General features: G+C 44.8%; 9 protein-coding genes. 6 read left to right on the top strand and 3 right to left on the bottom strand.

What is annotated here, in order from left to right:
• Window positions 1-2: 2 nt before the first annotated feature.
• The 3 genes from B2U56_RS09010 to rsmG are packed head-to-tail and all read right to left on the bottom strand — an operon-like array spanning window position 3 to window position 2336.
• Window positions 3-893 (bottom strand): ParB/RepB/Spo0J family partition protein, encoded by an 891-nt coding sequence (locus B2U56_RS09010; RefSeq protein WP_013049226.1) that lies wholly within the window; start codon window positions 891-893, stop codon window positions 3-5.
• The gene (locus B2U56_RS09005) at window positions 866-1642 is read right to left on the bottom strand and encodes a ParA family protein (protein ID WP_013049227.1); all 777 of its coding nucleotides are present in this window, start codon (window positions 1640-1642) and stop codon (window positions 866-868) included. Before B2U56_RS09005 ends, B2U56_RS09010 begins: the two co-directional genes overlap by 28 nt.
• 4 nt (window positions 1643-1646) lie before the next feature.
• Entirely contained in the window at window positions 1647-2336 is a 690-nt protein-coding gene (gene rsmG / locus B2U56_RS09000) for a 16S rRNA (guanine(527)-N(7))-methyltransferase RsmG (RefSeq protein WP_013049228.1), read from the bottom strand.
• 119 nt (window positions 2337-2455) lie between these two features.
• Here rsmG and B2U56_RS08995 point away from each other — a divergent pair, with 119 nt between their 5' ends.
• The 6 genes from B2U56_RS08995 (at window position 2456) to B2U56_RS08970 (ending at window position 11855) form a co-directional block, all read left to right on the top strand.
• A complete protein-coding gene (locus B2U56_RS08995; RefSeq protein WP_286953447.1) occupies window positions 2456-3250 on the top strand; it encodes a thermonuclease family protein in 795 nt (264 codons plus the stop codon).
• 292 nt (window positions 3251-3542) lie between these two features.
• Window positions 3543-7190 (top strand): hypothetical protein, encoded by a 3648-nt coding sequence (locus B2U56_RS08990; protein ID WP_273313017.1) that lies wholly within the window; start codon window positions 3543-3545, stop codon window positions 7188-7190.
• 25 nt (window positions 7191-7215) lie between these two features.
• The gene (locus B2U56_RS08985) at window positions 7216-8829 is read left to right on the top strand and encodes a PucR family transcriptional regulator (protein WP_286677157.1); all 1614 of its coding nucleotides are present in this window, start codon (window positions 7216-7218) and stop codon (window positions 8827-8829) included.
• 300 nt (window positions 8830-9129) lie between these two features.
• Entirely contained in the window at window positions 9130-9861 is a 732-nt protein-coding gene (locus B2U56_RS08980) for a DUF5058 family protein (RefSeq protein WP_013049232.1), read from the top strand.
• Window positions 9862-9882: 21 nt separating this feature from the next.
• Complete coding sequence (locus tag B2U56_RS08975) at window positions 9883-10572, top strand: hypothetical protein (RefSeq protein ID WP_286953443.1); 690 nt, start codon at window positions 9883-9885, stop codon at window positions 10570-10572.
• 74 nt (window positions 10573-10646) lie between these two features.
• Window positions 10647-11855 carry a M20 metallopeptidase family protein gene (locus tag B2U56_RS08970; RefSeq protein ID WP_286953442.1) on the top strand — a complete coding sequence of 403 codons (1209 nt, stop codon included), beginning with the start codon at window positions 10647-10649 and terminating at the stop codon, window positions 11853-11855.
• Window positions 11856-11920: the final 65 nt, after the last annotated feature.

The raw sequence follows: 11920 nt of genomic DNA, 5'->3' as shown, positions 1-11920 counted from the left end.
TTTTATTTCCCGGGAAATAAAATCGAAGCTGAGTCCTCCAAAAGCGTTTCCAGCCTTTCAATCTGTTCTATTGTGAGTCCGTCAATTGATAGCTTTTTCTTAACTCCATTTCCCGTCACCTTTATTTTGATTCCGTGACGTTCAGCCATGGATTGCATAAACGGCGAAGAATAAGAAATCTTTGAATATGGTGTCTTATTTTGAATAAAATCTGTTCTTTTAATTTCTTGTATCAGTTTCTCCAGTTTCCTGACTGACATTTCTTCTCGCATTACGCGAAGAGCAAGAGCTTCCATCTGATTTTCTGTTTCAAGAGCCAAAAGAGCCCTTCCGTGACCTTCTGTTATGCTTCCATTCTCTATCATCTGATGAATCCGTTCAGGCAGCTGCAGCAATCGTAATTTGTTCGTGAGAAGGGTGCGGCTCCAGCCTATGCGCCCCGCAAGCTCTTCCTGAGTGAGCTCAAAGGTTTGAAGCAGTTCTCGAATGGCCCGTGCAACTTCCAGAGGTGAAAGATCCTCCCGTTGTATATTTTCAATGAGAGAAATTTCCTGAACATCTTTTTCTGTACCCTCGAAGAAAAAAACCGGGACTTCGTTCAATCCGGCCATTTGCGCAGCTCTCCATCGCCGTTCACCAGCAACAATCTGGTATCCATCTTTTATTTTTCGAACAACAAGCGGCTGGATAACGCCGTGGGTCTTGATAGAGTCGGCAAGGGCCTGCAATTTTTCTTCATCCCATGTTTTCCGCGGCTGGTTAATATTGGGCTGCAGAAGAGAGAGAGGAAGGCTTGTTGCATTTTGCTTCCCTTTTTCTCCAGCAAGATCGCCCGCCCCAGGAATAAGGGCCCCAAGACCCCGTCCTAATGCCTTTCCTTTTGCTGCAACCATCGCTCCGCAACCTCCATGGAAAAGTTCATGTACGCCTTGGCACCTGTACATGTTGGCTCATAATAGGCAATTGGCATTGCGTGGCTTGGCGCTTCAGATAATTTTACATTACGGGGAACAATGGTAGAAAAGACAATCTCACCAAATTGCCTGCGAACTTCCTCAACAACATCATTGGCAAGACGGGTTCGCGAATCGTACATTGTTAGAAGAACCCCATCAACAGCCAAATCAGGATTAAGACAATCTCTCACTAACCCTATAGTATGGGCAAGTTGTCCAACGCCTTCGAGGGCGTAGTACTCGCACTGAATGGGGACAACCAGCTTATGGGCCGCGACAAGAGCATTGATTGTTAACAACCCCAGGGAAGGAGGGCAATCTATAATTGCAACATCGAATTGATTAAGATTCGCCATATGCCTTCGAAGACAGGTCTCTCTGCTTATGACAGAGGCAAGCTCAACTTCCGCCCCCGCAAGATCGATTGTGGCAGGGAGAAGAGAAACACCTTGCCAAGAAGTAGCCATTAGGGCATCTTGTGCGGAAGCACCCCCCAATAGCACATCATACAAACTTACTTCAATAGCCCTCGCCTCTATGCCCAGGCCGCTCGTACAATTTCCCTGAGGATCCATGTCCACAGCAAGAACAGAGTAACCTAAACGCCCCAGTTCTGCAGAAAGATTTACGCACGTTGTTGTTTTACCAACGCCACCTTTCTGGTTCGTTACAGCTATAGAAAGCACAATGTCACCTCCACCAGAATTTCTTTTCTGCCATTCCCGTTTTCCTAGGAAATTCTTTTGGACATGGCTTCTTTTTTTGCCATGTTAAAAGAAAATGCTCCTTCCCGTTAAGGCTGTAATAGAAAATATCAGGAGCCGAAAGGCCGAGACGATACTCCTGACCAGCCAGGGGTTCTATTTCCTCTTTATATAATGGTCCCTTAAAGGCAAGGGCTTTCCCGCCCTGAGCAACAAAAGGGGAGAGATATTCAAGCAACACTCCAGCTCCCTTGACAGCTCTGGCGCCTGCCAGAGAAAATGTTTCTCTCCGGGACAGAGCGAACTCTTCAGCCCTGGAGCAGATGATGGTAACATTCTTCAAGTGGAGAAGACCCGATAGTTCTTCAAGAGCCACGCACTTTTTTTTAACGCTATCGAGAAGGGTGATATGTAAATCCGGCCGGCAAATGGCCCACACCATCCCCGGCAGCCCGCCGCCTGTCCCTACATCGATAATATCTCCCTCCTGGGGGAGGAGGGGAACTGAATAAAGACAGTCGAGAATATGTTCCGACCAAAGGGTCTCTCTATCCTGAGGCCCTGTAAGGCGGACTCTGCCAGAGAATGACACCAGTCCATCTATATATGTTTCTAGAGCTTTTCTGTTATGTTCCGCTATTTCAGCAACGATATTTTCATTTAAATGCTGGAACACTGGCTATCCTCCTAACGACAACAAACAGATATCTTTCTGATATCATAACCCTTACAAAGGAGATATCCAAATAAATAAAGATTATTTTGCCCCAATATAATCAGGCAGGTGTATTACTCGTGGCATACAAGAATTTTATAAAAGGTGTTGTTCTTTTTCTTTTTTTTGTTCTATTTAAAAGCGTTATTCTATTTGCAGATACTTCGCCCAATCTCATTCCCGTTACCGTTTTAAATGTCATTGACGGTGATACGATCACTGTCTCCCTTCCCAATGGGAAAGTAGAGCGAGTTCGATATTTGCTTATAGATACGCCGGAACTCCATCATCCTTTTCATGGAAAAGAGGAATTCAGCGAAAGGGCATGCCGCCTCAACGGCCAGCTCCTAGAGCTCGGAGATATCTTACTGGAATTCGATGTTGAAAAAAGAGACCGTTACGGCCGGCTCCTCGCCTATGTTTGGTGCCGTTCCAGCAAAGAAATGTTTCTCATTAACGAGGAGCTTGTCAGAAGAGGAGCGGCTATGCCTTTAATTATCCCTCCCAATAAAAAATATACCCATTGCATTCAAAGGGCCCTTGCCCATGCCAGAAGAGAAAAGGCCGGACTATGGGGACAAGCCTCAAACAGGCTTTTTACTTCGAAGGAAATATGGACATTCCTTCCCTTTCTGAAGGGAAATTTTATATTAGCTTCGGTTACCGTTGATTCTGTGCAATCCACACCTTCAAAAATACTCCTTAAAGACGGAGCTTTTTTTCTCGTCATTTATAAAAGCGACATATACAAATTCCGTCATCTTCACTTGGATAAAGGGGCAAATCTAACTGTTATGGGGAAAGTTGAAACTAGTTACAGTGGAAGTGAAATGATCATTAGCGACCCTTTACAAATTATTAAATTTAATTTTTAAAGGGCTTTTGTCTAGTGGCATTTAAAAAACTCTCCACAGAGAGATAAGTTATCCACATATCCCATATAATCTCATTAAACAGTTGACAAATCCACGGGTTTTCCACTATCTTATCCACTTATCCACACCATCAAAAAATTAGAAAAGACCCTATATGTAGGCAATTCTTATTTGAATTATTAAAATTATCTGCCTAGTATTCTGTCAGCACTCTTGCCGATGACAAATTACCTGGAAAAGGGTATTGTAAGATTTGAATTGCTTCTTTTTATGAGAAGATACGAGGTGTACTATGAAGAAACGACGTGTTTTTTTCCTGTCCTTAGCAGCCCTGTTTGCTATAGGCGCTGTTTCATTATACGCTCTTAGTGGAATAAACTTTGGAACTGAAACTCTTCGCTCCGTTCTTGAAAAAAGTTTTGGCCCTGAATCTCCTTGCGTTCTCTCGGTGGGAGAGATAAAAGGGAATCCCATATCTGGCTATACTATTTACAATCTCGCTCTTTCCACTCCTGTTTCACCCATTTATGAAGCAGAAATGGTGTTTGCCCGTCCGTCCCTCTCTTCTCTTATTGCAAGACGCCCGGTAATTCATAAACTCCGCATTGAGTCCTTTACTATTTTTGCTGATACCCTTTCAGGGGTGTCAATGAACACAAAAGAAGGGAATAAACTTCAAAACCTTCCATTATTGGAAGTGGAGATGGAAAAAGGACGGGTAACCGGTTCTCCCATTGGTAGTGTTTCCCTTGAAAAAGGCCGCCTTCATCTAGAAAGAAATCAATTTGAAGCCACAATCCAAAGCAAGTTAAACGATCTTCTTATTGAGATAGAAACAACCGGCAAATATGGAGAAGATGGGATATCTGTGCAAAATCTTACGGCAAAAACTGAAGATAGCCTTCTCCGCCTCTCAGGACGCCTTACACATGAAATTGGTCTTGCGGGAAAAATAGAGTCTATATATTTAGCAGACATACAGAAAGCTCTGCCATCTTCCGAAAAAGGGCAGGAGGTTTCTTTATCCGGTCAGGGTGCGTCGAGTCTGATTATACGAGGAAGGTGGCCTAATCTCGTCGCAGAAGGTGGCCTTTACGCAGAAAAGGCAAACCTTGCCGGATTTGATCTTTCTCAAACTCTATGCCGTTGGTCGTGGGATGGAAAAAACATAAGTTTTTTAGATATTAAAGGAGAAGCTTTTCAATCTCCCATTACAGGTTCTATCATTCTGGCACAAAACAATTTTGTCCATTTTGACCTTTCTGGCAAGGATGTTGTCCCTTCGAAATGGTACGGAGTATTTCCTTGGTTGAAGTTTGCCCAAGGTCCTCTGGAAACGCTCCATTTGGATCTCGCTATGCAAGGCGGCAACAAAAATGGCACTGTTACATTTTCCAGCCCGGCCACAGCCATGTCCGGCATTCCCTTAGAAAATGTTTCAGGGACAGTGGCGTTCAATCCTGACAACACGCTGACAGTCAAAACTCATGGGGAATGGCATAAAGCCCGGGTTGTGGGGGAGGGAACGGTTTCTCTCGGCAAAGATCCAATGCTTGATCTTGCTCTTTCAACATCTCGTCTCGCGCTGAAAAACATCCGTAGTACAAAAGCCCCCCTTCGCTCGTTGGCTCTAGAAGGAGATGTAGCTGGCACGATAAAATTATTGGGGCCTTCTTCTTCTTTTTTTATAACAGGCCAATTTGGCTCTGAACGGATTCGCCTCGGCGGAAATCTTTTGGAAAAACTTTCTATAGCCTTTGAACAGAAAGAAAATGTAACAACGGTATCTTCCTTTTCAGCTTTTCTTGGAAAAACCCCAATACAGGGAAAGGGGCATCTTACAAACCTGTTTTCTGAAGAAGAAACTTATGTAAACTTTGAAGGGCGAGGAGAAAAATTGCAGCCATCGTTCCTTGAACAAGTTTTCCCCGCTATAAAAACTCTCAAAATGAGAGGACCAGTTTCTCTGGAATGGAAATTAACAGGCCCGGCGCAAAATGCAGCATTAGACATAAACATTCAAGGAACCAGCAACTCCATATTTGATACTGTTCCTCTTGAACAATTCCTTTTATCCGGCCGGTATGAGAAGGGACAATTAGCGTTGACAAAAATCAATGCAAGGATAATGGACGGAATCCTTTCTTGTGCAGGAGTTTTCAACATGCAAAAGGACACGCCCTTCTTGCAGCTTGAGGGCAACGTTGAGAAAATCCATCTATCACGCCTTGCGGAAATATCCCCAAATTGGCCTTCTCTGAAGGGACAAGTATCGAGTTCTTTCTCCTTGTCAGGCCCCTTGAACTCCCCCGGGATAACAGCCACTCTGGATGGGGAAAAAATTTCCCTTATGGGACTTCTGCTTGATCGCACAACTATGGAATTTGCGGGCTCGCTCAGGGACCTTTCTATTGAAAAGGCTGAGATAGCCCTTGGAGACTCTTTATTGACAGGGTCAGGGCTCTTGTCTTTTGAAAAGGGACTGGATATCAATATTACCATTCCACCAACCCATATTCAAAAGATCATAAGCCAATGGTATCCTAACACCCCGGTGGATGGGGTTGTATCTGGCGAAATTGCCTTTTCAGGCCCCTTCTCAAATCCGGTAATGGATGTCAAGGGGACATTGCCCACGCTACGCATTGGGGGACTGGCGCTCAATGATGTCGCCCTTATGGCGAAACCTGAAAAAAATGGGGTTATTCAATTTTCTCTCGACAGTATCTATAAAAAGTTTAATCTATCCCTTACTGGAGAGGGATCTCCATCTTCAGACGGATGGCTTTTTTCCCTTTCCTCCGGCCCAGAGGGGCTGCCCCTTGAAAAATTGACAGCGAATGGAAATGGGCAGCAACATTTCTTCGGCACTCTTCAGCTGTTATGTGAAGGAAAGATTACATCGAAAGGAATTTCTGGAAAAGGGATACTTACATCCCCTAAGGTAAAATTTTACGGATTTACCCTTTCTAACCTCGATCTGCCTTTTGAAACAACTGCGGAGGGCAGGGTTGTCATTGCTGATGGGAAAGCAAAAGCCTACGACGGCAAGGGAGCCATCTCCGGATCCTTTGACCCCCATAAATTTCGTTGGGAAGGCTTTTTGAATTTTGAAAATATGGATCTTGAGAAAGCCTCTTCAGACTGGCTGCCGCCCCAGGGAAAAATTACCGGCACGGGCACTTTGAATCTCAATGTATCAGGCACCATGGGACAATTGAAACTTATTTTCGGGAATGGTTCTCTCTTTGCAAAAGAGGGGGCGGTTTCAGAGTTCCCCCTTGTTACAAAGATTAGTTCTAATGACGAAATCCGCTACCAGACTATCCTCGCAAATTTCAACCTTGATGGAAGAAGCGTCTACCTTCTCCCTGGCAGCCGTGTCGCAGCATATCCAGAGGATACTACGTATCGTTATTTCACAGCCAGCGGCGCTGTAGGTCTTGGAAACCAACCAATCAACTTAAAATGTGTAGGGGACATAAATCTCAAGGCTTTAAATGCTTTTTTAGGAGCCATTAGCGGCCTCATGAGCGTAGGAGATAATATCACTGACCCCTTGCTTCTTCAAAGGTTCTTATCTGGTTTAGTCGGAGGTTATTCCTCAATTCGGGATTTTCGGGAAGCAAGCTTTACGCTGTCCGGGACGTGGAATAACATTAAAATGTATGACTTAAAAGTATCTCAGCCGGCATACTCAACGTCCATTTCTTCACCCTCTCCCCTTGATGAAAAACGAACTGAAGATGAGGACGAGATTAAAATAAAGCTATCTTTCCCCACTGGGGAGGGAAAAGATAGCTCTCTTACCCCGGGGGAACAAGTGAAAAAACAGATTATGGAAAATCTTTTAAAACAGATTATTAAACCTGGCGAAGAAGATACAACAATAACATATCCGGAACGAGAAAATGGAACTACGTCCCCCAACGGGCAATAATAAGTAGAGGAGGAGAGTCATTCTTATGGGAATTACTGTACGTCAAATGCTGCGAATACCCGAATTGAACAGGATGAAAGTTATTGCCGGAGAAAGCGGCCTTGACACTAATTATGTAACCACTGTTACCGTTCTCGACGCCCCGGATATTCAGAGGTGGGTTCATGGGGGAGAATTTGTCATAACTTCCGGATACATTCTTAAAGACGATCCTGACTCTCTCGCACGGATAATTGAATGTCTTAGCCGCGGGGGTATGGCTGCTATCGGCATCAAATTTGAACGTTTTTTAAAGACTCTCCCGGCAAGTGCGAAGGAAACAGCTGACCGTCTTCATTTTCCTGTTATTGATATTCCCATCGACTATGCATTCAGTGATATTATCAACCCTGTCCTTTCAAGGGTTGTCAACGCCCAGGCCCATGAACTCAGTTTTTCAGAAAAAGTGAGTCAATCTTTTTTTGAACTCATTATCAATGGAGAAGAGGTTGATCCTATTCTCAACAACCTCCATAACTTTATTCACGTAGACATTGCCTTTGTGGACTCCATTTTCGGGCAAAGTTATTTCTGCGCTCAATCTGACAGCTTTATCGAGCTGATTCGGGAAACTGACCTGCCCCGGCTTATTCGAAAGGTTCCTAACCGGACTGTAGCCATTGGGGACAAAGTGTATGGGTATCTTTTCTTCGATGTAGATTCCACAAACATTCAAAAGAGCTGGGAAACCTCCCTTTACCATGCCATCTCGGCCCTTCTTATCTGTATCCAGAAAAAACTCGCAAAAAGCGAAGCTGAAAAACGATATCGAGATGAATTTGTACAAGACATACTTCTCAAAAATGTCCGTTTTGAAAAGGAGGTCTGGAACCGGGCCAAGCTCTTCAATTGGGATCTCAGAGGACCCCAGACAGTCGTTGTCATAGATATCGACAATTACAAACATCAATTTGGAATCGCACAACAAATAGACGAAGCCGTATCCAATCTTGAGGAGATAAAGAAGCGCATTTACTATATCGCTATCTCTCTGGTGAAAATGAAATTTCCCAATGTTCCCCATGCAGAGATGAGCGATTCTATAGTCTTCATCCTTCCGTCGCCGTTCAACGAATATGAGGTCTTCAAAAAAAACTTAAACGCAACCATAGCCTACATACAGCAGGAAGTTCTAAAGAAAACCCAATTCTCTGTAACAGTTGGAGTGGGAAGTGTTAAAGACAGCGTTTTCAGTTGTTATCAAAGTTACGATGAAGCTCGAAAGGCCCTTGAAATGATTCGAAGAACCTGCGGAAGGGGACACTCCATCTTCTGGAAAGACCTTGGTGTGTACAAACTTCTAGGGAATCTCTACAATACAAAAGACGCGGTTAATTTTTACTACGATTATATTGGAAAGCTCATCGACCATGATAAAAAGAAAAAAAACCAGCTCATCGAAACCCTTGAAACGATCATTCGGTGCAACTGGCAACTGAAACCAGCCGCAGAAGAACTGTCTATTCATTACAATACGCTGAAATATAGGTTTCGAAAGATCTGCGACCTTCTGGAATTTGACGTTAATGACAGCGAGCAACGCCTGAATGTTGCGCTTTCATTAAAACTATACTATATGGACAAATATTTGGACGTTTAATTGTCTATGTATTTCTATCGCTCTACATAAACACTTTTTTATGGTAACCATAAACATATTATTATCCCCTTTGATGTTCTTAAATGACGATGAAACACCCCGTTTCATAGTATAAAATCACCTCGTGAAAAAGGAAACTAAATTAAATTCCCAGAAGCTCTGTTGTTTAAATAAAATTTAGAACTTTCTATCAATAGCGGTATCGGGGTCATTATGCCGCAATGCTAATGGGGAGGCTTTTATTTCCTTTTTTCTTCATTATAAACATCTGTCGCTCATATTTTTATGGAGGTGTTATTTATGCCAGAAGCAGTACTTCAAGCAGCGAATAGCTGGGGTGTATGGTTAATAGCTATCGCAATCGTAGTTATCGTTCTCATTCAGTCTCTCCTTTATATTCGTCTTTCTTTCAAAACTGCAGACCTGATCGGATTTCCCAGAGAAAAATGTGTTCAGGGTCTCCGGGCTGGCGCCATTTCAGCCATAGGCCCTTCTATTGCTGTCTTCATCGTTATGGTAGGCATGATGTCAGTAGTAGGCGGTCCTATAACCTGGCTTCGACTTTCAATTATCGGTGCGGCACCTACAGAACTTACTGCTGCTACCGTTGGAGCCGAGGCCCTTGGTGTAAAGTTCGGCGGCGCGGATTATGACGTTATGGCCCTTGCCACCTCATGGTGGACCATGGCTATTAACGGCACAGGATGGCTTCTTGTAACGGCCCTTTTCACCCATAAGCTTGAAGACGTACGGGAAAAGATTGGCGGAGGCGACCCCAAATGGCTTGCCATCGTTTCTGGGGCAGCCATGCTTGGCTGCTTCGGATTCCTCAACTCTAACAGCATAATGGCCGGGTACAAGGGACTCAAGGCTGGTGCAGCTGGCGGCGGCGGTCCTCTTTATGCGGCTATCGGAGGGCTTTTGGGCATGGTGTTAATGCTGACCCTTGCTAAAAAACTAACGTGGCTCAGAGAGTATACCCTTGGAATAGCCATGCTTATTGGAATGGCCGTAGCCGTCATTCTCGTTTAGTTTTGAAGGAGGATTCTTCTTATGGTATCTAAAGCTGAATTTGACAATATATGGAAAAAACCAGTTATAAAAATAGGTGTTGTCACTGTTTTAATTCCTACGTTTATGTGCTTTTTACCAAACTTGTTCCTGTATATCAAATTTGGAGTTTTCCCGCCCGTTTCCGTGGCGTTGAAAGCATGGAGCATGATTGCCGCCATTTTTGGCGCCTTCTACATTGTTGAACCTATATCGTATTATCCCGTTCTCGGCTTGACTGGCACATACATCTCATTCTTGAGCGGAAACATAGGCAACCTTCGTCTGCCTTGCTCTGCTGTGGCTCAGGAAGTAGTGGGAGTAGAAGCCGGATCCTCTGAAGCAGAGATCGTTTCTACTCTTGGTGTGGCTGGTTCTGTTATTACGAATCTCTTTTTTACTACCTTAGCAGCAGTGGCAGGAGCAGCCCTTCTGGCCATCTTCCCCGAACCCATCGCTATTGCCTTTAAACAGTACACTGTAGCCGCTATTTTCGGTGCTGTCTTTGGCCAGTTTACCCTTAAGTTCCCTAAACTGGCCTTTGTCGGAATTGCTATTCCCATGCTTCTGCGCATTGTAGGTCCTGCTATTGGGATGCCTTTTTTGACACAGACATGGGTTGTCATCGTAGCCTCTGTATTTGGAACTATTCTCGTGGGGCGAATCCTCTATAAAAAGGGACTGCTTCATTAAAAATACAGCAACCCTCATAGCATCCCACTATGCAATTCTTAACATACTATCAACATTAAAGGGGGTATTCCCTTATGGAAATCATGAAAAAACAAGCACTGGCGCTGCAGGAGCAGATAGTCACATGGAGGCGGGATCTTCATCAGATACCCGAAACTGAAATGGACACAGTCCAGACTGAAGCCTACATTTGTGCACGCCTTGACGAGATGGGCATTCCCTACCGAAAGGGCGTAGCAGGACATGGAGTAGTGGCTGTATTGGAGGGGTCAAAGCCCGGCAAGGTGTTTGCCATACGGGCCGACTGTGATGGTCTGCCTATAAAAGAAGAAGCAGATCTTCCCTTTGCCTCCACTAACGGTTGCATGCATGCCTGCGGGCATGATGTTCACACCGCTATGGCCCTTGGAGCGGCTAAGATACTTGCTGACAATAAGGATAAACTCGAAGGAAGGGTTAAATTTATTTTCCAGCCCGGCGAAGAGGGATGCAAAGAAGGTTACGGCGGCGCAAAGCGCATGATCGACGACGGCGCTTTAGAAGATCCTCGCCCTGACGTGCTCATAGGGCTTCACACCGGCGCTATCTGGAAGGAGAATTTTAAGCCGGGAGACATCGGCTATCACTACAGCGGCATTATGGCCTGCATGGATCGATTTGAGATTCTGGTAAAAGGGAAGGGAAGCCACGGTGCCTATCCTCACGGCTCTATAGATCCCATCAGCATTGCCTGTCAGATAATCTCTGAACTCCAGACCATCGTGAGCCGAGAGATGAATCCAGTGGAACCAGCCGTTATATCCATTGGTGAAATCCACGCCGGTACGGCCTTCAACATTATTCCAGGAGAGTGCCGCATCAGCGGGACAGTGAGAGCCCTTTCCACTGAGACCAGAAAATTTATGGCCAGCCGGATTGAGAAAATCGCCCGAACAGTAGCCCGGGGAATGCGTGGCGACATAGAATTACGTTATGGATGGGAAGGCCCTTCCCCCGTAATGAACAACGCTGAGGTCACCGAGGAGCTTCGCAAGGTAGCTGTGGAAATTCTTGGAGAAGAACACGTAAAGGAAATCAAGAATGCCTCCATGGGCGGAGAGGATATCGCTTACTTCCTTGAGGAAATTCCAGGAACTTTCTTCTTCCACCCCAGCTGCAACGAGGAAAAGGGACAGATCTATCCCCACCATAATTCCCGTTTCGCCATAGACGAAGACGTTTTGTGGATTGGCCCGGCAGTTATGTCCACCATGGCTATTGAGTGGCTGAAAAAACATAAATAAAACTCTGGGGACAGACCTTTAAAGCCCGTCCCCTTTTTATGCGCCACACTGTATTCTACATTCAA

Origin of the sequence: Aminobacterium sp. UBA4987 (assembly GCF_002396985.1) — a bacterium.
In the GTDB taxonomy this organism is placed as follows: domain Bacteria; phylum Synergistota; class Synergistia; order Synergistales; family Aminobacteriaceae; genus Aminobacterium; species Aminobacterium colombiense.
Note: the sequence above shows the minus strand (reverse complement) of the source record. Positions and strands in the feature narration are given on the sequence as shown.